The sequence below is a fragment of the Allokutzneria multivorans genome, assembly GCF_039537405.1.
GTDB lineage: Bacteria > Actinomycetota > Actinomycetes > Mycobacteriales > Pseudonocardiaceae > Allokutzneria > Allokutzneria multivorans.
The window spans coordinates 702,797-723,082 of record NZ_BAABAL010000019.1 but is presented as its reverse complement, the minus strand read 5'-3'; the positions used below and the strand labels follow the sequence as shown (position 1 = coordinate 723,082).

At 68.6% G+C, this 20,286-nt stretch carries 22 protein-coding genes; 18 read left to right on the top strand and 4 right to left on the bottom strand.

Annotated elements, in window-relative coordinates; all coding sequences use genetic code 11:
• The first annotated feature begins 53 nt into the window (after positions 1–53).
• The 12 genes from ABD798_RS31415 to atpD all read left to right on the top strand — a co-directional run bounded on the left by ABD798_RS31415 (position 54) and on the right by atpD (position 10,610).
• Positions 54–719 carry an L-threonylcarbamoyladenylate synthase gene (locus ABD798_RS31415; RefSeq protein ID WP_425549302.1) on the top strand — a complete coding sequence of 222 codons (666 nt, stop codon included), beginning with the start codon at positions 54–56 and terminating at the stop codon, positions 717–719.
• 45 nt (positions 720–764) lie between these two features.
• Positions 765–2,045 carry a serine hydroxymethyltransferase gene (locus tag ABD798_RS31410; protein ID WP_344882953.1) on the top strand — a complete coding sequence of 427 codons (1,281 nt, stop codon included), beginning with the start codon at positions 765–767 and terminating at the stop codon, positions 2,043–2,045.
• Positions 2,046–2,054: 9 nt separating this feature from the next.
• Positions 2,055–3,212: a glycosyltransferase family 4 protein gene (locus ABD798_RS31405; RefSeq protein WP_344882950.1), complete on the top strand. Its 1,158-nt coding sequence runs from the start codon at positions 2,055–2,057 to the stop codon at positions 3,210–3,212.
• Positions 3,213–3,255: 43 nt separating this feature from the next.
• Positions 3,256–3,717, top strand: a complete 462-nt coding sequence (locus tag ABD798_RS31400) for a Cg1360 family ATP-synthase-associated protein (RefSeq protein ID WP_344882947.1) — start codon at positions 3,256–3,258, stop codon at positions 3,715–3,717.
• A gap of 48 nt (positions 3,718–3,765) precedes the next feature.
• Positions 3,766–3,975, top strand: coding sequence for a hypothetical protein (locus ABD798_RS31395; protein WP_344882945.1), 210 nt, complete (start codon positions 3,766–3,768; stop codon positions 3,973–3,975).
• A 36-nt stretch (positions 3,976–4,011) separates the two neighbouring features.
• On the top strand, positions 4,012–4,806 hold the full coding sequence (gene atpB, locus ABD798_RS31390; RefSeq protein WP_344882942.1) for a F0F1 ATP synthase subunit A: 795 nt from the start codon (positions 4,012–4,014) through the stop codon (positions 4,804–4,806).
• A gap of 67 nt (positions 4,807–4,873) precedes the next feature.
• Positions 4,874–5,107: an ATP synthase F0 subunit C gene (atpE, locus tag ABD798_RS31385; protein ID WP_344882939.1), complete on the top strand. Its 234-nt coding sequence runs from the start codon at positions 4,874–4,876 to the stop codon at positions 5,105–5,107.
• 34 nt (positions 5,108–5,141) lie between these two features.
• A complete protein-coding gene (locus tag ABD798_RS31380; protein WP_344882936.1) occupies positions 5,142–5,684 on the top strand; it encodes a F0F1 ATP synthase subunit B in 543 nt (180 codons plus the stop codon).
• 8 nt (positions 5,685–5,692) lie between these two features.
• A complete protein-coding gene (locus tag ABD798_RS31375) occupies positions 5,693–6,520 on the top strand; it encodes a F0F1 ATP synthase subunit delta (RefSeq protein WP_344882933.1) in 828 nt (275 codons plus the stop codon).
• A gap of 97 nt (positions 6,521–6,617) precedes the next feature.
• On the top strand, positions 6,618–8,264 hold the full coding sequence (gene atpA / locus ABD798_RS31370) for a F0F1 ATP synthase subunit alpha (protein WP_344882930.1): 1,647 nt from the start codon (positions 6,618–6,620) through the stop codon (positions 8,262–8,264).
• A gap of 11 nt (positions 8,265–8,275) precedes the next feature.
• Positions 8,276–9,187 carry a F0F1 ATP synthase subunit gamma gene (locus ABD798_RS31365; RefSeq protein ID WP_344882927.1) on the top strand — a complete coding sequence of 304 codons (912 nt, stop codon included), beginning with the start codon at positions 8,276–8,278 and terminating at the stop codon, positions 9,185–9,187.
• A complete protein-coding gene (gene atpD, locus ABD798_RS31360) occupies positions 9,180–10,610 on the top strand; it encodes a F0F1 ATP synthase subunit beta (RefSeq protein ID WP_425549301.1) in 1,431 nt (476 codons plus the stop codon). The genes ABD798_RS31365 and atpD overlap by 8 nt, the downstream gene beginning before the upstream one ends.
• Before the next feature lie 64 nt (positions 10,611–10,674).
• Here the strand turns inward: atpD and ABD798_RS31355 are convergent, their stop codons facing one another.
• Positions 10,675–12,048, bottom strand: coding sequence for a hypothetical protein (locus tag ABD798_RS31355; protein ID WP_344882921.1), 1,374 nt, complete (start codon positions 12,046–12,048; stop codon positions 10,675–10,677).
• Entirely contained in the window at positions 12,045–12,560 is a 516-nt protein-coding gene (locus ABD798_RS31350; RefSeq protein WP_344882919.1) for a SigE family RNA polymerase sigma factor, read from the bottom strand. Before ABD798_RS31350 ends, ABD798_RS31355 begins: the two co-directional genes overlap by 4 nt.
• A 113-nt stretch (positions 12,561–12,673) precedes the next feature.
• Between ABD798_RS31350 and ABD798_RS31345 the strand changes: the two genes are divergently transcribed.
• From ABD798_RS31345 to ABD798_RS31335, 3 genes are all read left to right on the top strand, one after another.
• Positions 12,674–13,039 carry a F0F1 ATP synthase subunit epsilon gene (locus tag ABD798_RS31345; protein WP_344882916.1) on the top strand — a complete coding sequence of 122 codons (366 nt, stop codon included), beginning with the start codon at positions 12,674–12,676 and terminating at the stop codon, positions 13,037–13,039.
• Between the two features lie 28 nt (positions 13,040–13,067).
• Complete coding sequence (locus tag ABD798_RS31340; protein WP_344882913.1) at positions 13,068–13,496, top strand: DUF2550 domain-containing protein; 429 nt, start codon at positions 13,068–13,070, stop codon at positions 13,494–13,496.
• 242 nt (positions 13,497–13,738) lie between these two features.
• Entirely contained in the window at positions 13,739–15,001 is a 1,263-nt protein-coding gene (locus ABD798_RS31335) for an ATP-binding protein (protein ID WP_344882910.1), read from the top strand.
• A 17-nt stretch (positions 15,002–15,018) separates the two neighbouring features.
• On the opposite strand, the gene ABD798_RS31330 is transcribed toward ABD798_RS31335, so the two are convergent.
• Together ABD798_RS31330 and ABD798_RS31325 are read right to left on the bottom strand one after the other, a co-directional pair.
• A complete protein-coding gene (locus ABD798_RS31330; protein WP_344882907.1) occupies positions 15,019–15,300 on the bottom strand; it encodes a hypothetical protein in 282 nt (93 codons plus the stop codon).
• Positions 15,301–15,409: 109 nt separating this feature from the next.
• Positions 15,410–15,988 carry a cob(I)yrinic acid a,c-diamide adenosyltransferase gene (locus ABD798_RS31325; protein WP_344882905.1) on the bottom strand — a complete coding sequence of 193 codons (579 nt, stop codon included), beginning with the start codon at positions 15,986–15,988 and terminating at the stop codon, positions 15,410–15,412.
• A gap of 56 nt (positions 15,989–16,044) precedes the next feature.
• On the opposite strand from ABD798_RS31325, the gene murA reads away from it, so the two are divergent.
• The 3 genes from murA to ABD798_RS31310 all read left to right on the top strand — a co-directional run bounded on the left by murA (position 16,045) and on the right by ABD798_RS31310 (position 20,216).
• Entirely contained in the window at positions 16,045–17,322 is a 1,278-nt protein-coding gene (gene murA / locus ABD798_RS31320) for a UDP-N-acetylglucosamine 1-carboxyvinyltransferase (RefSeq protein WP_344882902.1), read from the top strand.
• A gap of 6 nt (positions 17,323–17,328) precedes the next feature.
• Positions 17,329–18,078, top strand: coding sequence for a type 1 glutamine amidotransferase domain-containing protein (locus ABD798_RS31315; RefSeq protein ID WP_344882900.1), 750 nt, complete (start codon positions 17,329–17,331; stop codon positions 18,076–18,078).
• 113 nt (positions 18,079–18,191) lie between these two features.
• On the top strand, positions 18,192–20,216 hold the full coding sequence (locus tag ABD798_RS31310) for a protein meaA (protein WP_344882897.1): 2,025 nt from the start codon (positions 18,192–18,194) through the stop codon (positions 20,214–20,216).
• Positions 20,217–20,286 lie beyond the last annotated feature (70 nt).

Sequence of the window (20,286 nt, the reverse complement as noted above, 5' to 3'; positions counted from 1 at the left end):
GGACGGGGGCGGGGTCGATCGGGCGGTGCGGGCGCGGGGCTATCGTGCTGGGGGTGAGCATGGTGTACGCGTGTGGTGGGGCCAACGAGAACGACGCGGTGCAGCGCGAGGCCGGGCTGGCCGCCGCCGCGGGAGCCGTGCGGAGCGGGCAGCTGGTGGTGCTGCCGACCGACACCGTCTACGGGCTCGGGTGCGATGCCTTCGACTCCTCGGCGGTGCAGAGCCTGTTGGACGCCAAGGGGCGCGGGCGGGACATGCCGCTGCCGGTCCTGGTCGGCTCCTGGTCCACTGTGGACGGTCTGGTGCTCTCGGTCCCGCACCAGGCGCGGCTGCTGATCGAGGCGTTCTGGCCGGGCGGGCTGTCCATCGTGCTGCCGCACGCGCCCTCGCTGAACTGGGACCTGGGTGACACCAGGGGCACGGTGATGGTGCGGATGCCGCTGCACCCGGTCGCGATCGACCTGCTGCGCGAGGTCGGCCCGATGGCCGTTTCCAGCGCGAACCGCTCAGGTCACCCGCCCGCGACTACCGCGATCGGGGCACAGGAGCAACTCGGCGACTCCGTATCCGTCTATCTGGATGGAGGGCCGTCCGGTGACCCCGTGGCCTCCACCATCGTGGACCTCACCGGTCCGCACCCGTTGGTGCTGCGTGAAGGTGCCGTCAGCCTCGCCGATGTGGCCGAGGTCGTAGGCACCGAGGTCGAACTTGCGCGGTAGCGTACGAAACGCGATTCGCGCCGCCCTACGACAGGAGCAACCGCAGTGACAACGCCGTTCTGGGGCCCCGACTTCTCCGCCCTCCAGTCCACCGACCCGGAGATCGCCGACGTCGTTCTCGGTGAGCTGGACCGGCTGCGCGGCGGGCTCCAACTCATCGCGAGCGAGAACCTCACCAGCCCCGCCGTGCTCGCCGCGATCGGTTCGACGCTGTCCAACAAGTACGCCGAGGGCTACCCCGGCCGCCGCTACTACGGCGGCTGCGAGGAGGTCGACAAGGCGGAGGAGATCGGCATCGAGCGCGCCAAGGAGCTCTTCGGCGCCGAGCACGCCAACCTCCAGCCGCACTCCGGCGCCAACGCCAACCTCGCCGTGTACGCGGCCTTCTGCAAGCCGGGCGACACCGTGCTCGCCATGGACCTCAAGCAGGGCGGCCACCTCACCCACGGCTCCAAGGTCAGCTTCTCCGGCAAGTGGTTCAACCCGGTCCCGTACGGGGTGGACAAGGACACCGAGCTGATCGACTACGACCAGGTGCGCGAGCTCGCGCTGGAGCACCGGCCGAAGATGATCGTCGCGGGCGCCACCGCCTACCCCAGGCTCTTCGACTTCGCCGCCTTCCGCGAGATCGCCGACGAGGTGGGCGCGATCCTCTGGGTCGACGCCGCGCACTTCATCGGACTCGTCGCGGGCAAGGCGATCCCGTCGCCGGTGCCCTACGCCGACGTCGTCTCCTTCACCACGCACAAGGTGCTGCGCGGCCCGCGCGGCGGCATGATTGTCTCCCGCGCCGAGCACGCCAAGGCGCTGGACAAGGCGGTCTTCCCGTTCAGCCAGGGCGGCCCGCTGATGCACAACGTGGCCGCCAAGGCGGTCGCGCTCAAGGAAGCCGCCTCCCCGGAGTACCAGTCCTACGCCGCGCAGGTCGTCGCGAACGCCGTCGCGCTGGCCAAGGGCCTGGAGTCCGAGGGGATGCGGCCGGTCTCCGGTGGCACCGACACCCACCTCGCCCTGATCGACCTGCGCCCCATCGGCGTGACGGGGGCTGAGGCGGAGGCCCGCACCGGGGCTGCCAAGATCACTTTGAACAAGAACGCGATTCCGTACGACCCAGCCCCGCCGATGACCGCGTCCGGTATCCGGATCGGTTCTCCGGCAGTCACCACGCAGGGGATGACCGAGACGGACATGGCCGAGATCGCACGCCTGATCGGCCGTGCGGTCCGTGCCGAACGCGGTACCGACAGCGGGGACGCCGAACTGGCCTCCGTCGCGGGTGCCGTCGCCGACCTGGTCGCCGCCAACCCTGCCTATCCGCGAGGTTAATCGTCCACCGTGGGCCCGACGCCTGCCTTCAATCCCGCTGGTCTGCCGGTGAGAGAGTTCTTTCTCGTCCTGTTGGTCTCCACAGCGGTGACCTTCCTGCTCACCGGCCTCGTCCGGCAGCTCGCCTTCAAGGTGGGTGCCGTCGCGTACCCCCGAAAACGGGACGTGCACGCGCAGCCCAAACCGAGGATGGGCGGCGTCGCCATGTTCGGCGGCGTGCTCGCGGGCATGCTCCTCGCGCTGCACCTGCCGGTGCTGCGCAACTCCTTCACGATCTCCTCCGAGGTCATCGGCGTCGCCATCGCCGGTGCGGTGATCGTGCTGGTGGGGGCGCTCGACGACCGCTTCGAGCTGGACTCGCTGACCAAGCTGGCCGGCCAGGTGACCTCGGCGGGCCTGCTGGTGCTCTTCGGCGTCCAGTGGTTCCTGTTCTGGGTGCCGTGGGGCGGGACCAAGACCGGCATGGGGCAGCTGATCATCCTCGACGGCGACCAGGGCGCGCTGCTCACGGTGCTGCTCGCGGTCACCATGATCAACGCGCTGAACATGGTCGACGGACTCGACGGCCTCGCCGCCGGGATCGGGATGATCGCCGCCCTTGCCACCTGCGCCTTCACCATGGTGCTGATCGCGGGCAAGGGCAGCAACGCCTATCCCGCGGCGCTGATGGCGGCCACCCTTGCCGGGGCGTGCGTCGGGTTCCTGCCGCACAACTTCCAGCCATCGCGGATCTTCATGGGCGATTCGGGGTCGATGCTGATCGGGTTGATGCTGGCCGCTGCCAGCACCTCCGCCTCCGGTCAGCTCGACTTCGCCAGCTACGGCGGCAAGAGCACCATCGCGCTGCTCTCGCCGCTGGTGGTGGTGGCGGCCGTGCTGTTCGTGCCGCTGCTGGACCTGGTGATGGCCGTGCTGCGGCGGACGAGGGCGGGCCGAAGTCCCTTCGCCCCGGACAAGATGCACCTGCACCACCGGTTGCTGGAGATCGGTCACTCGCAGCGCCGCGCCGTGCTGCTGATCTACCTGTGGGCCTCGGTGCTGGCCTTCGGAGCGGTCTCGCTGACCCTCTTCGACGTGGTCACGGTGATCTGGGTGGTGGGCGTCGGCCTGCTGCTCGCGCTGTTCGCCTCCGCCATCCCCAGACTGCGCGAGTCACGCCGTTCCTGACCCCCTTCGGTGATCGTCGGGGCACGTCAGGGACAATTCGGACGTGAACCCGCTGAAGCAGACGGTCCTCGCCAACCCGAGCGATGTCCTGCGCAGGGCCCTCGTCCAGTCCGCCGCGATGCTCGGCGCCCTCGTCGTGGTCGCCGTGGCGGTGGCGTGGCCGGTCGCCGGGACGCCCGGTCTCTGGGGCGCGGTCATCGGCGCGGGCATCGCCGGGGTCTTCCTGCTCATCACCACCGGCGCCGTGCTGGCGACGATGAAGGCGAGCCCCGCTGCCACTTTGGGGGCGGTCATGGGCTCCTGGTTGGTGAAGATGGTCGCGGTCTTCGTCGTGCTGCTGGCCCTGCGGCCCCTGGATTTCTACTCAAAACCGACACTCTTCGTCGTGACCGCGCTCTCGATCGTGGTAGTGCTCGTCACAGAGTCACTCGCTGTGATCAAGTCCAAGGCTCCGTACGTCGAGCCGGCCCCTCGCACCCCGTCTGGCCAGCAGATTGAAGATTGACCCCCGGTTCACAAGCTCTGTCCAAACGGTTGGTAAGGTGCTGCTGGGATGAGCGACAAGACGGACAAAGACACCCAATCGGGTAAGGCGGATGTCTGGGCGCTCATCAGCACGCTGATCGCCGGCCCAGCTCTCTGGGGTGGCGTCGGGTACCTCATCGACACAGCGGTCGGTGGCCGGGTCTTCATCATCCTCGGCCTGCTGATCGGTGCCGTCATGAGCTTCTACATCGTCTACGTACGCCACGGCCGGAGCTGAACGGTGACGGCCGCCATAGCAGGGAGACCGCGCTCGATGTTGGTGCTGGCCTCGCAAGACAGCGGGTACCACCCGCCCTCGATCGCCGAGTTCTTCCCCCCGGCGCTGCTGTTCGAGGGCACCCCGTTCCAGATCGACCGGATCATGCTGATCCGCGTTCTGATGACGGTGGTGCTCGTCGGCTTCTTCCTGATCGCCATGCGCAGGCCGAAGATCGTGCCGCGCGGCGTGCAGAACCTGGCCGAGATGGGACTGGACTTCGTCCGCGTCTCCATCGCCGAGGAGATCCTCGGCAAGGTCAACGGCAAGCGGTTCCTCCCGCTGCTGACCACGATCTTCTTCATGGTCTGGGCACTGAACCTCTCCGGGGTCATCCCGTTCCTGAACATGCCGAGCACCGCGAAGATCGGCGTGCCGCTGCTGCTGGCGCTGCTGACCTACTTCGTCTTCAACTACGCGGGCATCAAGGCGCAGGGCTTCGGTCCGTACATGAAGTCCAACCTGTTCCCGCCCGGCATCCCGAAGCCGCTCTACCTGCTGGTGACGCCGATCGAGTTCGTCTCGACCTTCCTGGTGCGGCCGTTCACCCTCACCGTGCGCCTGCTGGCGAACATGATCGCCGGGCACATGACGCTGGTGCTCTTCTTCGGAGCCGCGTGGTTCCTGCTCTTCCAGGCCGGAAGTCTGCTGCTCGCCCCGGTCGGCGTGCTGTCCTTCGGCGCCGGATTCATTTTCACCCTGTTCGAACTGCTGGTTCAGGTCCTCCAGGCGTACGTGTTCACGATGCTGACCGCCGTGTACATCGACGGCGCGCTGCACGCCGAGCACTGAGAACAGGGATTGGTACGACCCCGTCCGTGCTCAATCGGTCGGGGCCAACCTGAAAGGGAACGACAGAATGAACCTCGCAGAGGTTATGGGCAACGTCGCCAGCATCGGTTACGGCCTCGCGGCCATCGGCCCCGGCATCGGCGTCGGCATCGTCTCCGGCAAGACCGTCGAGGCCATGGCCCGCCAGCCCGAGCTCTCCGGCCAGCTGCGCACCACCATGATCCTCGGTATCGCGTTCACCGAGGCCCTGGGTCTGCTGGGTCTGGTCGCGGGCATCATGTTCGGCGGCCTGGGCGGCTGAGCCGGCTCATCCCAACTAAGGATTCGGTGACACCGTGACGACCACAGTGCTAGCCGCCGCCGCGCAGAATCCCCTGATTCCCGCGGTGTACGACATCGTCTGGTCCGCGGTCTGCTTGGCGATCATCGGCTTCGTCTTCTGGAAGAAGGTGCTTCCGACCTTCCAGAAGGTGCTGGCCGATCGCACCGAGAAGATCGAGGGCGGCATCGCCAAGGCGGAGCAGGCCCAGGCGCAGGCGCAGCAGGCCCTGGCTGAGTACCAGGCCCAGTTGGCCGACGCCCGTGCCGAGGCCGCCCGGATCCGGGACGACGCTCGGGCCGAGGCGGAGAAGATCAAGGAAGAGCTCTACGCCAAGGCCCAGGCCGAGGCCGCTCGCATCATCGCGCAGGGCAGCAACCAGCTCGCCGCCCAGCGCGCCCAGATCGTCGCGGAACTGCGCGGGGACCTGGGACGCATGGCGGTGGACCTGGCCGGTCGCGTCGTCGGGGAGTCCCTGGAGGACGAGGCCCGCAGGCGCGCCACGGTGGACCGCTTCCTCGACGAGCTGGACGCCGTCTCGGCGCCGGCTGGTAAGTGAGCGATGGCATGAGTGCGATGCACGCCGCCAGCCGCGAGGCGCTCGCAAGCGCGCAAGCGCGGTTGCAGGAGATCACCAGCGGGGTGAACGGCGAAGGCCTCGGCACGCTCGCCGATGAGCTGTTCGCCGTCACCACCCTGCTGAACAAGGAGATCGGCCTTCGCCGGGCCATCGCCGACGCGTCGAGCGACCCCTCGGGTCGCGAGGCGCTGGTGCGCGGCCTGCTGGCGGGCAAGGTGAGCGAGCGGGCGGTCGACCTGCTCGCCACCGTGGTCACCGCGAGGTGGTCAAGCCCCCGGGAGCTGGTCGACGGCATCGAACTGCTCACCCGCACCGTCTCGCTGGTGCGCGCCGAGCAGGACGGCAGGCTGGACGCGGTGGAGGACGAGCTGTTCCGGCTCGGCCGGATCGTCGCCGCCCAGCCCGACCTCGACCGGCTGCTCTCCGACCCGGCCCGCGACTCCGCGGGCAAGGTCGAGCTGCTGCGCTCGCTCACCGCGGGCAAGCTGGAGCCGGTCACCCAGACCCTCGCCGAACAGCTGGTCGCCGAGCCCCGTGGACTCGGGGTGGTGGCCGGGCTGGAGCAGCTGGCCGGACTCGCGGCCAAGCGCAGGGAGCGCTCGGTCGCGCACGTGCGGTCGGTCATCCCGCTCAGCGAGGCGCAGCAGGACAGGTTGTCCGCCCTGCTGACGCGTGTCTACTCGCGGCCGATCGCCCTCCACATCGAGGTCGACGCGGCGCTGCGAGGCGGTCTGGTGATCCGCGTCGGCGACGAGGTCATCGACGGAAGTGCGGCTGGCCGCTTGGAGGCCCTCCGCCGCGAGCTCGCTGGATAACAACGACGCCCACGGCAGTACCCGTCCGCGCCGGACGGGTGCGGGCCCCCTCAACGACGACCTCACTGGTCGAGAACGAACCGAGAGCAGGAACGACATGGCGGAGCTGACGATCTCGTCGGACGAGATCCGCAGTGCGATCGAGAACTACGTCTCCAGCTACTCCCCGGAGGTCAACCGGGAAGAGGTCGGAACCGTCACCGTGACCGGTGACGGCATCGCCTATGTCGAGGGCCTGCCCTCGGCGATGGCCAACGAGCTGCTGGAGTTCCCCGGCGGCGTCCTGGGCGTCGCGCTGAGCCTCGATGTGCGTGAGATCGGTGTTGCCATCCTCGGCAACTACGAGTCCATCGAGGAGGGCCAGGAGGTCAAGCGGACCGGACAGGTGCTGTCCGTCCCGGTGGGCGATGCCTACCTCGGCCGCGTGGTCAACCCCCTCGGGCACCCGGTGGACGGCCTCGGCGAGATCGTCGCCGACGACCGCCGCGCCCTGGAGCTGCAGGCCGCGACCGTCGTCGAGCGGCAGTCCGTCAAGGAGCCGCTGCAGACCGGCATCAAGGCCATCGACTCGCAGACCCCGATCGGCCGCGGCCAGCGCCAGCTGATCATCGGTGACCGCAAGACCGGCAAGACCGCCGTCTGCGTGGACACCATCCTGAACCAGAAGGCCAACTGGGAGACCGGCGACCCGAACCAGCAGGTTCGGTGCATCTACGTCGCGGTCGGCCAGAAGGGCTCCACCATCGCCGCGGTGAAGAAGGCGCTGGAGGACCGCGGTGCGATGGAGTACACCACCATCATCGCCGCCCCCGCCTCCGACTCCGCCGGCTTCAAGTGGCTGGCCCCCTACACCGGCTCGGCCATCGGCCAGCACTGGATGTACCAGGGCAAGCACGTCCTGATCGTCTTCGACGACCTGACGAAGCAGGCCGAGGCCTACCGCGCGATCTCGCTGCTGCTGCGCCGTCCGCCGGGCCGCGAGGCCTACCCGGGCGACGTCTTCTACTTGCACTCGCGCCTGCTGGAGCGCTGCGCGAAGCTGTCCAAGGAGCTGGGCGCGGGCTCGATGACGGGTCTTCCGGTCATCGAGACCAAGGCCAACGACGTGTCGGCCTACATCCCGACCAACGTCATCTCCATCACCGACGGCCAGTGCTTCCTGGAGTCGGACCTGTTCAACCAGGGTGTCCGCCCGGCGGTCAACGTCGGTATCTCGGTCTCCCGAGTCGGTGGCTCCGCGCAGGTCAAGGCCATGCGCAAGGTCGCGGGCTCGCTGCGGCTGGACCTGTCCCAGTACCGCGAGCTGGAGGCGTTCTCCGCGCTGGCCTCGGACCTGGACGCCGCGTCCAAGGCGCAGCTGGAGCGCGGTGCGCGCCTGGTCGAGCTGCTCAAGCAGTCCCAGTACGCGCCGTTCCCGGTCGAGGAGCAGGTCGTCTCGATCTACGCCGGTACCCGCGGCCACCTCGACTCGGTGCCGGTCGGCGACGTCCGCCGCTTCGAGTCGGAGCTGCTGGACTGGGTCCGCCGCAACCACGAGGGCGTGCTCGCCGAGATCCGCGACACCAAGGACCTCTCGGACGAGAACTCCGACCGGGTCGGCGAGCTGATCGAGACCTTCAAGAAGCAGTTCACCGCCTCCGACGGGACCCAGGTCGTCAACGACCCGGCCGCGGACGCGATCGACGACTCCAAGCTCGGCCAGGAGTCCGTCAAGGTGAACCGTCCGGCTCCGGCCAAGAAGTGACGTGGTGACGCATGGCTGCTGAACTTCGCGTCCTCAAGCAGAGGGTCAAGTCCACCCAGGCGATCAAGAAGATCACGCGGGCCATGGAGCTCATCGCCACCTCGCGGATCGGCAAGGCGCAGGCCAGGGTCGCGGCATCGCGGCCCTACACCGAGGAGATCACCAAGGTGCTCTCCTCGCTGGCGACGGCCTCGACGCTGAGCCATCCGCTGCTGGTGGCGCGCGAGAACCCCACGCGTGCCGCCGTGCTGCTCGTGACCAGTGACAAGGGCATGGCCGGTGGGTACAACTCCAGCGTGATCAAGGCTGCCGAGGAGCTCCAGACGCGGCTGCGCGAGGAGGGCAAGACGCCCTACCTCTACGTCGTCGGGCGCAAGGGGGCGGGGTACTACCGCTTCCGCCAGCGCGAGGTCGTCGACTCGTGGACCGGCTTCTCCGAGAAGCCCGCCTACGCCGACATCGTGGCCGCGGGTGACGCGCTGGTCGAGGGCTTCCTCGCCGACGCCGAGTCCGGTGCCCTCGCCTTCGACGAGGTCCACGTCGTCTACACCGAGTTCAAGTCGATGATGACCCAGCAGCCGATCGCCAAGCGCGTGGTGCCGCTGGAGGTCGAGTACGCCGGTGAGGACGACGAGAAGAGCGTCCTGCCCGGCTACGACTTCGAGCCGGACCCGGAGACGTTGCTCGACGCGCTGCTGCCGAAGTACATCAAGACCCGGCTGTACTCGGCTCTGCTGGAGTCCGCCGCCTCCGAGCTGGCCAACCGCCAGCGCGCCATGAAGGCGGCCACCGACAACGCCAGCGAGATGATCCGCGCTCTCACCCGAGAGGCGAACCAGGCCCGCCAGGCCCAGATCACCCAGGAGATCAGCGAGATCGTCGGTGGCGCCGACGCACTGGCTACCGCAGGAAGTGATGAGTGAGATGACGACAGCTACTGCTGCCGGTATCGGCCGTGTGGTCCGGGTCAACGGCCCGGTCGTGGACGTTGAGTTCCCCCGCGACTCCGTGCCGGACCTGTTCAACGCCCTCAAGGTCGAGATCACCCACGAGGCGATGGCCAAGACCGTGACCCTGGAGGTCGCCAAGCACCTCGGCGACAACCTGGTCCGGACGATCTCCATGCAGCCGCAGGACGGTCTCGTCCGGGGTGCCGAGGTCAAGGACACCGGCAAGCCGATCTCGGTTCCGGTCGGTGACCTGGTCAAGGGCCACGTGTTCAACGCGCTCGGCGAGTGCATGGACCAGCCGGGCTACGGCGCGGACGCCGAGCACTGGGGCATCCACCGCAAGCCGCCGGCCTTCGACCAGCTCGAGCCGCGCACCGAGGTGCTGGAGACCGGCCTCAAGGTCGTCGACCTGCTGACCCCGTACGTCAAGGGCGGCAAGATCGGTCTGTTCGGTGGTGCCGGTGTCGGCAAGACGGTGCTCATCCAGGAGATGATCACCCGTATCGCCCGCAACTTCGGTGGTACCTCGGTCTTCGCCGGTGTCGGTGAGCGCACGCGTGAGGGCAACGACCTCATCGCCGAGCTGACCGAGTCCAACGTCATGAAGGACACCGCGCTGGTGTTCGGTCAGATGGACGAGCCGCCGGGCACCCGTATGCGGGTCGCGCTCTCCGCGCTGACCATGGCGGAGTACTTCCGCGACGTCCAGAACCAGGACGTGCTGCTGTTCATCGACAACATCTTCCGGTTCACCCAGGCCGGTTCCGAGGTCTCCACCCTGCTCGGGCGGATGCCGTCGGCCGTGGGTTACCAGCCGACGCTGGCCGACGAGATGGGTGAGCTCCAGGAGCGGATCACCTCGACCAAGGGTCGCTCGATCACCTCGATGCAGGCGATCTACGTGCCCGCGGACGACTACACCGACCCGGCGCCGGCCACCACCTTCGCCCACCTGGACGCCACCACCGAGCTCTCCCGTGGCGTGTTCTCCAAGGGCATCTTCCCGGCGGTGGACCCGCTGGCCTCCAGCTCGACGATCCTGCACCCCTCGATCGTCGGCGACGAGCACTACCGCGTCGCCCAGGAGGTCATCCGGATCCTGCAGAAGTACAAGGACCTGCAGGACATCATCGCCATCCTCGGCATGGACGAGCTGTCCGAAGAGGACAAGGTGCTGGTCCAGCGCGCTCGCCGGATCGAGCGGTTCCTGTCGCAGAACATGTACGCGGCGGAGCAGTTCACCGGCCAGCCCGGCTCCAACGTGCCGGTCAAGGAGACCGTTGAGGCGTTCGACCGCCTCAGCAAGGGCGACTTCGACCACATGCCGGAGCAGGCGTTCTACATGTGCGGTGGCATCGACGACCTCGAGGCCAACTACAAGAAGCTCACCAAGTGAGCCTCTGACAACGCCGAAAGGGCCGGGCTTCCCCAGGGGAGCCCGGCCCTTTTTTGTGCTGGGGTCAGGTCAGCGGGACCACGACGGCGACCGCGCCCGGCTTGGTGATCTCGAGGTGGGTCGCGGCGGCGGGCAGCAGCGCGGCGTCGCCCTGGGCGGTGACCCAGAGCCCGCCGAGGTTGTACCGCAGCGTCGCCCCGTAGCTGGCGACGACCCAGCCCTGCCCGTCCGGCAGGCGCACCGCCACGTATCCGCTCCTCGGGTCGTGCTTGCCGCCGTAGACGACCGTGTGCGGCACCCGCTCCCCGCGCGCGAGCTTCTCCTGGGCCTCCTTGGAGCCCGGGACGAGGATCGCGTAGAGGTGCGCGCTCGAACCGCCGAACCGCTCCGTCATGATCACGGTCCGCCCGTCCGGCAGCCCTGCGGAGATCATCCAGTTCGCGCCGTTCTCGTCCTCGATGGTCGGGCCGAACGGATCGGTCATCCCTGACTGCCGCAACGCGTTCCAGACCAGCATCCGGCGCGCGGGGGCGTCGAGCGCGCTGCCGCCGAGATCACCGCGCAGCTTCGGCCAGTCCAGCTGCGGCTGGGGCGTGTAGTGGTCGTGCGTGGACTTGGAGATCCACAACGGGTGCTTCTTCGTGCGCCCCTGCGCGTCCGGCACCTCGGCGGAGACCACGAACTCGCGCTCGACGTAGGTGCCTGCCGCCATCTGGTGCACCGCGACGCCGTCGTGGAACTCCAGCGGCTGAACCCGGCGCGCCTTCCTGCCGTCCGAGCCGACCTCGATCCGTGGCGACACGACCTTGGCGCCGCTGGCCTCGGTCGCGATCAGGGTGGCGGCCTTGGGGCCGAACGCGAAGACCTCGGAACTGGTGTAGTCCTCGCCCGTGGTCACGACGTCCAGGACGTGCGTGGCGTTGTCCTTGCCGTCGGTGCCGACGAGACCGAGCAGCGTGGGTGTTCCGGGCTCGATCCGGCAGGTGCCCGGTGTGGTCCTGGCGGGCTGGAGCACGAGCGCCGCCGGTCCGGCGGGGGTGTTGCCCGCCCAGTGCACGTGCGCGGGTGTGGTGAACGCCCAGCAGTCCTTGCCCTCGTAGGCCACGCGGTCGAGCCTGGTCAGCGACTCGGTCCGCCAGCGGTCGAGCACCTTGTCCAGGAAGGCCGCGTCCTTGGCGAGATCGCCCCTGGTCGGCTCGCTCATGCGCGAGTCGGCGGGGGTCGTGGAGTCAGGTCCGGCCAGCCAGGCGGGGGTGCTCGCCGCGAGCCCGCCGACCAGGACGGTGACGGCGGCGGCCGCGGTGGCCATGCCCGCGCGGCGGCGGAACCGCCTGCGACGCCCGCCAACGAGCACGCGGTCGGCGAAGTCCGCTGGGGCGTCGACATCGGTCACCGCGTGCCGCAGCGATCTTTCGAGCAGGTCGTTCTCGGAGGTCATCGCCGCTCCTCGAGGAGATCGGATGCGTCAGGGGAGATCAGGTCGCGCAGTCGTGCGAGCCCTCGGGAGGTCTGGCTCTTCACCGTGCCCTTGCCGCAGCCCAGCGCCTGCGCCGTCTGCTCCTCGGTGAAGTCCTCGAAGAAGCGCAGCACGATCACCGTGCGCATCCTGGGTGGCAGGGCGGCCAGGGCTCGCACCAGTTCGGCCCGCGCGATGATGCCGTCCTCGTGACCAGGCTCACTCGGCCCGAGAACGTCGTCCAACGGGGCTTCGGCCACCCTGCGTGACCGTGAGCGCCACCGATTGGCTGCGGCATTCGCCAGTGCCTTGCGCGCGTAGGGCTCCGGCGGACCGGCGATCCGCCGCCACCGGCAGAACATCCGCTCCAGCACGTCCTGGAGCAGGTCCTCCGCCGCGGCGCGGTCACCTGCGCAGAGCAGGTACGAGGTCTTCAGGAGCACTGGTGACCGTGCTCGGACGAAGTCGGCGAACGACTCTTCGGCGCTTGTCATACAACCCTCGGGTCGGATCGTCGGGTGGTCACCTGTGGTCACACCGGTCGGGTGGGAATGGTTGCCAGGCGACCGTCTAGACTGACCCGGACGAGCGTGTGAAGGAGATGCCAGTGGCTGAGATGTCCGTCCAGCTGGTCGCCGTTGAGCGCCGCCTGTGGTCCGGTACCGGCACCATGGTGGTGGCCCAGACGACCGAGGGCGAGATCGGCATCCTGCCCGGTCACGAGCCCATGCTTGGCCAGTTGACCGAGGGTGGCGTCGTGCGGATCACCACCACCGACGGCGATGTCGTGACGGCCGCCGTGCACGGTGGGTTCCTGTCCGTGACCGGTGACGGGGTCAGCGTTCTCGCCGAGGGCGCCGAGCTCTCCCACGAGATCGACGTGGACCGTGCGCGTGCCCGCGTCGACGCGGAGGACACCGATGCCAGGGCGCGGGCAGCCGCCCGCCTGAAGGCCGCGGGACAGTCGGCCTGACGCGCGGCTGAGCGAGTAGGGCCGGGCCATGGGCATCGTCGAGATCCTTCTACTGGTCCTGCTGCTGGCCGCCGTGGCGGTCGTCCTGGTGGTGTGGCGCAGACTGCGCCTGCTCCGCCAGGGCGGCATCGACGTGGCGGTGCGCTACGGCACCGACAAGGGCGGCCGGTGGCACATCGGCGTTGGCCGCTACCGGGGCGACGAGTTCACCTGGTTCCGCGCCCTCGGCCTGCGCTCGGGCCCGGACCAGGTCTTCAACCGCGTCGACCTGGAGATCGACTCCCGGCGCGAGCCGACCGGACCCGAGACCTACATGGTCCCCTCCGGGTCCACGGTCCTGTGCTGTCAGAGCGCCTCCGGCGACTTCGAGCTCGCCATGCCGCCCGGCGCGCTGACCGGTTTCCTGTCCTGGCTGGAGTCCACTCCGCCAGGACGTTCTGTTCCCTGGGCCTCCTGACACCCTCCGCTGCTGCTACCTGAGCGCGACCCCGATCCTGGGTCGCGCTCTTTTCGTTGTTGGATCAGGGTGTCCCATCCGGGGCTTCGGTCGCTGTGCGAAGCGGTTTTCAAGATCAGCAAAATGTACACTCAGTGGTCTGTCAGATGTATGCTTGATGCTCTGTCAAATGTACAGGCGAGGTGCTGTCAGATGTACACTGAAGGTCGATTTTTGGCGTGTCCGCGCTGATAGGAGGCTTGATGTTCGCGTCGGATCTCGGGCGCTCGTGCAGCTCCCTCGTGGATGCCTACCTCACCGCCTTCCGCGTCGTCATCCTCAACGGCCCTCGGCAGGCGGGGAAGACCACCCTGCTTCACCACGTGCACGCGGCGAGGGGTGGGACGCTGCTGAACCTCGACGACGAGCAGCTTCTCCAGGCCGCGTTGAGCGATCCGATCGCCTTCGCCTCCGGGGGTGCGGAGCCGAGACTGATCGACGAGGTGCAACGCGCCGGTGATCCGCTGGTGCGCGCGATCAAGGCGGAGGTCGACGTCGGGCGCAGGCCCGGCAGTTACGTTCTCGCTGGCTCGACGAGGTTCCTCGCCACCCCGAGCCTGTCCGAGTCGCTCGCCGGGCGGGCCGCGGTCGTGGACGTGTGGCCCTTCTCTCAGGGAGAGTTCGAGGGGCGCACCGACGTCTTCATCGACACGGTCTTCGACGACCCCGACTCGCTGCTCGAACTGGGGCCTTCCGGAGTGGGCAGGGAGGAGTACTTCGCACGCATCTGCCGGGGCGGGTTCCCGGAGCCCGCGCTGATGGAGAACCCACGGGCCCGGCGTGCCTGGTTCCGCGCCTACGCGCAGGCGATCGCGGAACGCGATATCAGGGAGATGGCGAGGGTCAACGAGCCGAGCGCCATCGTCTCCCTGCTCGTGTACCTCGCTTCAATCACGGCGCAGGAGCACAACACCGCCAACACCTCCAACAGGATGGGGCTCCACCGGAGCACCGTGAACCGTTACCTGGAGCTGCTCGAAGCGGTGTTCCTGGTCCACCGGCTCCCCGTCTGGTCGAGGAACCTGACTGCGCGCGTGGTGAAGCACCCCAAACTGCACCTCACTGACACCGGGCTCGCGGCCGTGCTGCTCGGCGTCGCGCCCGACTCCCTGGCCAAACCGGTCGCGCCCGCGCGTGGGCCGCTCGTGGAGACCTTCATCGTCAACGAGCTGGCGAAGCAGGCCACGTGGAGCGAGGCGTCGGTTCGTCTCCACCACTGGCGGGTCAGTGGCGGGGCGGAGGTGGACGTGATCCTGGAGCGGGACGACGGTCAGGTCGTCGGCGTGGAGGCGAAAGCCAAGGACACGGTCGTCGCGGACGATTTCCGGGGACTGGCGGCGTTGCGGGATCTGCTCGGCCCTGAGTTCACCATGGGGGTCGTGCTGCACACCGGAAAGCACGGCGCTATCAGCTTCGGCGACCGCTTGGTGTCGCTTCCGATTTCGGCGTTGTGGCATTTGCCGTAATAGGGAGTTTTCCCGTCTCAGGGAGTGGACTTCGCGGCGCGGAGTTCCTTGTAGAGGTGGGTGAAATGCGGTTGCTGGTCACGGCTGAACGCCAGCTGGTGGCGGCTGCCGTCGTGCATGGTGAGGCTGAGCCTTCCGCCGCGCAGCATGCCCGCGCCCTTCAGCGAGAGCCGGGAGATGTCGGTGATGAACAGCGACAACCTGCTGGTGCCGAGCTCCTCCTTGGCGGCGGGGGTGGTGGGTTCCACGACGAGCAGCCGGCCGTCGAAGTCGACCGAGATGCCTGTACCGTCCACCACGTGCACTCCCTCACTCGCGTGTGATCCACCGTCATTGCGAGGGTAGGCGAAATCTCATTTGGAAATGTGCACTGTGAACTCGCCGATTTTCGTGTAAATGCCCAATTGCTCAGCCGTTGGCTCCGGGCTTCCAGAGAATGTCTCCGTCCGGGTTCGCCACCCTGGACAGGATGAACAGCAGGTCGGAGAGCCGGTTGAGGTACTTGGCGGCGAGCGCGTTGGAGCGCTCGGCCTCCTCGGGGTCCTCCAGCAGCGCCCACGCGTTGCGCTCGGCGCGGCGGGCGACGGTGCGGGCCTGGTGCAGCAGCGCGGCGGCGGGGGTGCCGCCGGGCAGGATGAACGACTCCAGCTTGCCGACGCGCTCGTTGAACTCGTCGCACCAGCCTTCGAGCCGCTCCACGTAGCTCTCGGTGACGCGCAGCGGCGGGTACGGCGGGTCGGGGACGATCGGCGTGCACAGGTCGGCGCCGACGTCGAAGAGGTCGTTCTGCACGGCCTGGAGCACCTCGGCGATGTCCGCGGCGGGGGAGCCGAGCGCGAGAGCGACGCCGATGACGGAATTCAGTTCGTCCACGTCCGCGTAGGCCGCGATCCTGGTGCTGGTCTTGGGCACTCGGGAACCGTCACCGAGCGCGGTGGCGCCGTTGTCGCCGACGCGGGTGTAGACGCGGTTGATGCGGACAGACATGGCAGCGACCCTACGGGTCACGAGCCGTTTTGGCTTGACCCATACGATGGCTCGTCGTGAGCGAGCATTTCCGCGTCCAGGGCGGCGCGCGCCTCGTCGGTGAGGTTTCCGTCGTCGGTGCGAAGAACAGTGTTCTGAAGCTGATGGCGGCCGCGTTGCTGGCCGAGGGCACCACGACACTGACCAACTGCCCGGAGATCCTCGACGTGCCGCTGATGGCGGACGTGCTGCGGGGCCTGGGCTGCGAGGTCGACATCGACCACGACAAGGTCACCATCGTCTCCCCGGCCATGCCCAACCACCGCGCCGACTTCGCGTCGATGAGCAAGCTGCGCGCCTCGGTCTGCGTGCTCGGCCCGCTGGTCGCGCGCTGCCGCAAGGCGGTCGTCGCGCTGCCGGGCGGCGACGCGATCGGCTCGCGCCCGCTGGACATGCACCAGAACGGCCTGCGCCAGCTCGGCGCGACCACGGGCATCGAGCACGGCTGCGTGGTCGCCGAGGCGGAGAACCTGCACGGGGCGCAGATCTGGCTGGACTTCCCGAGCGTCGGCGCCACCGAGAACATCCTGATGGCCGCCGTGCTCGCGGACGGGACCACGGTCATCGACAACGCCGCGCGCGAGCCGGAGATCATCGACATCTGCGTGATGCTCCAGCAGATGGGCGCGAAGATCGAGGGCGCGGGCACCTCGACGCTGACGGTGCACGGCGTGCAGTCCTTGCAGCCCACCGAGCACCGCGTCATCGGCGACCGCATCGTCGGCGCGACCTGGGCGCTGGCCGCCGCGATGACGCGCGGGGACATCACCGTGCTCGGCGTGGACCCGGGGCACCTCAACCTCGTGCTGGAGAAGCTGCGCAGCGCGGGCGCTGAGGTCACCACGGTGACCGAGCCGCAGCAGGGCTTCCGCGTGGTGATGGACGGCAGGCCCAAGGCGGTGGACTTCGTCACGCTGCCCTACCCCGGCTTCGCCACGGACAACCAGCCGTTCGCGGTCGCGCTCGCCGCGGTCGCCGAGGGCACCTCGATGATCACGGAGAACGTCTTCGAGGCCCGCTTCCGCTTCGTCGAGGAGATGATGCGGATGAGCGCGGACGCGCGCACCGACGGCCACCACTGCGTGGTTCGCGGTGTCGAGAAGCTGTCCGGGGCGCCGGTGTGGGCCTCCGACATCCGCGCGGGCGCGGGCCTGGTGCTCGCGGGCCTGTGCGCGGAGGGCGTCACGGAGGTGTGGGACGTCTTCCACATCGACCGCGGTTACCCGCAGTTCATCGAGAACCTCCAGCGCCTCGGCGCCGACGTGCAGCGGGTCTCCGCGCCGCCGGAGCGCTGATCAGCCGTGGCCAGGGTGCTGATGCCGTTGCCGGACACGGATTTCGACGTGACCGAGGTGGCAGTGCCCTGGCACGTGCTGACCGAGGCCGGGCACGAGGTCGTCTTCGCGACCGAGCGCGAGGGAACCGTTCCAGCGGCCGATCAGCGGCTGCTGGACGGCGTGATCTTCGGAGCGCTCGGTGCTGAACCGGAGCCCAAGCGGCTCTACCGGGAGCTGACGCAGAGCCGCGAGTTCCGTGAAACCGTTGCGTGGGAAGACATCCTGCCCGCTGACCACGACGCGCTCGTGCTCGCGGGTGGACACGCGCCGGGCATGCGGCAGTACCTCGGCTCTTTGGCGCTCTACGACAAGATCTCCGAGTTCTGGGGACTGGAGCGGCCCGTCGGCGCGATCTGCCACGGAGTGCTCGTACTGGCCCGTGCGACCGACCACAGGACCGGTCGGAGTCTGCTGCACGGTCAGCGTACGACGTGTTTGCCGAAGTACATGGAGCGTTCGGCGTACCTGCTCACCGCGTGGAAGCTCGGTCGCTACTACCGGACCTATCCGGCCTACGTCGAGGACGAGGTGCGGGACGCGCTCGCGCGGCCGAGCGACTTCGTTCGCGGGCCGAGGACGCTGACCAAGCGCGGTACTGCGACGGACGACACAGCTGCCTTCGTGGTCGAGGACGGACGGTACGTCTCAGCTCGCTGGCCGGGAGACGCGTACCTGTTCGCGAGGCGTGTGCGCGATCTGCTCGGCCGAACATGAGCCGGTCGCTGAACCGGTTCTGTTGGCTGCTGTGAGTAATCGCACGTAGATCACTGGTTACCCGCCAGTACGCTGGGCTCGGCGAAATCCGAAGCCGCAGGCGGAGGTGGACAGTGCCGTACCCGTCCGACCGTGATCGCGATCGCCCTTGGGTGATGCGGACCTACGCGGGTCATTCCTCGGCCACCGCGTCGAACGCGCTCTACCGCCGCAACCTGGCCAAGGGGCAGACCGGTCTCTCGGTCGCGTTCGACCTGCCGACGCAGACCGGCTACGACCCCGACCACGAGCTCTCCAGGGGCGAGGTCGGCAAGGTCGGCGTGCCGATCAGCCACATCGGCGACATGCGCCAGCTCTTCGACGGCATCCCGCTCGCCGGGGCCAACACCTCGATGACGATCAACGCGACGGCGATGTGGCTGCTCGCGCTCTACGTCGGCGTCGCGGAGGAGCAGGCGCAGGAGCAGGGCCTGGACCGTGACGAGATGCTTGCGAAGCTCGCGGGCACCACGCAGAACGACATCATCAAGGAGTACCTGTCGCGGGGCACCTACGTGTTCCCGCCGGGGCCGAGCCTGCGGCTGATCACCGACATGGTGGCGTGGGCGGTGCAGCACGTGCCGAAGTGGAACCCGATCAACATTTGCAGCTACCACCTGCAAGAGGTCGGGGCGTCCCCGGTGCAGGAGGTCGCCTACGCGATGTGCACGGCGATCTCCGTGCTGGACGCGGTGCGCGACTCCGGTCAGTTGCCCGACGACCGCTTCGGCGAGGTGGTCGGGAGGATCTCCTTCTTCGTGAACGCGGGCGTGCGCTTCATCGAGGAGATGTGCAAGATGCGCGCGTTCGGCGTGCTGTGGGAGGAGATCACCCGCGACCGCTACGGCATCGAGAACCCGAAGCAGCGGCGGTTCCGCTACGGCGTGCAGGTCAACTCGCTCGGCCTGACCGAGCAGCAGCCGGAGAACAACGTCCAGCGCATCGTGCTGGAGATGCTCGCGGTGTCCTTGTCCCGCAATGCTCGTGCGCGCGCGATCCAGCTGCCCGCGTGGAACGAGGCGCTCGGCCTGCCACGCCCGTGGGACCAGCAGTGGGCGCTGCGCATGCAACAGGTGCTCGCGTACGAGACGGATCTCCTTGAGTACGAGGACCTCTTCGACGGCTCCCCGGTGATCCAGGCCAAGGTCGACGAGATCGTCGACGGCGCGCGCGCGGAGATCGACCGCGTGCAGGCGATGGGTGGCGCGGTCGCGGCGGTGGAGAGCGGCTACATGAAGTCGCAGATGGTGTCCTCGCTCGCCGAACGCCGCCGCAGGGTGGAGGCCGGTGAGGACGTCGTGGTGGGGCTGAACAAGTTCGACACCACCGAGCCGAGCCCGTTGCAGGCCGAGGGCGCGAAGGCGATCGAGACGATCGACCCCAGGGTGGAGCGCGAGGCGAGCGAGGCCGTGCGCGCGTGGCGCTCCGGCCGCGAAGCGTCCACTGTGGACGAATCGCTGCGCGGGCTGCGCGAGGCGGCGAAGACGGGGGCGAACCTCATGTCCGCCACGATCTCCTGTGCCAAAGCGGGCGTGACGACGGGCGAGTGGGCTTCGGCGCTGCGCGAAGTGTTCGGCGAATATCGCGCCCCGACAGGGGTTTCCGGCGCCTCGGCGGCAGGGGTCGCCGGCGCCGCGCTGGCCGGAGTCCGGGAGCGCGTGGCCAAGGCGGGGGAGGATCTCGGCGAGCGGCTGCGCATCCTGGTCGGAAAACCCGGGCTTGACGGCCATTCCAACGGCGCCGAGCAGGTCGCCGTGCGCGCGAGGGACGTCGGTTTCGAGGTTGTCTACCAGGGCATTCGGCTCACCCCGGCGCAGATCGTCGCGGCGGCGGTGCAGGAGGGCGTGCACGTCGTCGGGCTGTCGGTGCTCTCCGGTTCGCACCTGGAGGTCGTGCCCGCGGTCGTGGAGGGGCTGAAGGCCGCTGGGGTCACCGACGTTCCGGTGGTGCTCGGCGGGATCATCCCGCCCGCCGACGCGGACGAGTTGCTGAAACGCGGTGTGGCCAGGGTTTTCACGCCCAAGGACTACGAGCTGACCGAGATCATGGACGAGATCGTGACGGTGATCCGGAAAGCCCACGGGTTGACCGAATCGTGACTTTCGCACAAAAGTCGTGGTTTGACCGGGGAAGGAAGGGGTACACCGGCGACGGTGAGCGCTGTCGTCC

Bases quoted from the DNA above. Each gene is read 5' to 3' on its own strand.
- ABD798_RS31350 (WP_344882919.1), bottom strand. From the start codon at position 12,560: ATGACAAGCGCCGAAGAGTCGTTCGCCGACTTCGTCCGAGCACGGTCA.
- atpA (WP_344882930.1), top strand. From the start codon at position 6,618: ATGGCGGAGCTGACGATCTCGTCGGACGAGATCCGCAGTGCGATCGAG.
- ABD798_RS31355 (WP_344882921.1), bottom strand. From the start codon at position 12,048: ATGACCTCCGAGAACGACCTGCTCGAAAGATCGCTGCGGCACGCGGTG.
- ABD798_RS31335 (WP_344882910.1), top strand. From the start codon at position 13,739: ATGTTCGCGTCGGATCTCGGGCGCTCGTGCAGCTCCCTCGTGGATGCC.
- atpE (WP_344882939.1), top strand. From the start codon at position 4,874: ATGAACCTCGCAGAGGTTATGGGCAACGTCGCCAGCATCGGTTACGGC.
- ABD798_RS31395 (WP_344882945.1), top strand. From the start codon at position 3,766: ATGAGCGACAAGACGGACAAAGACACCCAATCGGGTAAGGCGGATGTC.
- ABD798_RS31325 (WP_344882905.1), bottom strand. From the start codon at position 15,988: ATGTCTGTCCGCATCAACCGCGTCTACACCCGCGTCGGCGACAACGGC.
- atpB (WP_344882942.1), top strand. From the start codon at position 4,012: ATGTTGGTGCTGGCCTCGCAAGACAGCGGGTACCACCCGCCCTCGATC.
- atpD (WP_425549301.1), top strand. From the start codon at position 9,180: ATGAGTGAGATGACGACAGCTACTGCTGCCGGTATCGGCCGTGTGGTC.
- ABD798_RS31375 (WP_344882933.1), top strand. From the start codon at position 5,693: ATGAGTGCGATGCACGCCGCCAGCCGCGAGGCGCTCGCAAGCGCGCAA.
- ABD798_RS31340 (WP_344882913.1), top strand. From the start codon at position 13,068: ATGGGCATCGTCGAGATCCTTCTACTGGTCCTGCTGCTGGCCGCCGTG.
- ABD798_RS31365 (WP_344882927.1), top strand. From the start codon at position 8,276: ATGGCTGCTGAACTTCGCGTCCTCAAGCAGAGGGTCAAGTCCACCCAG.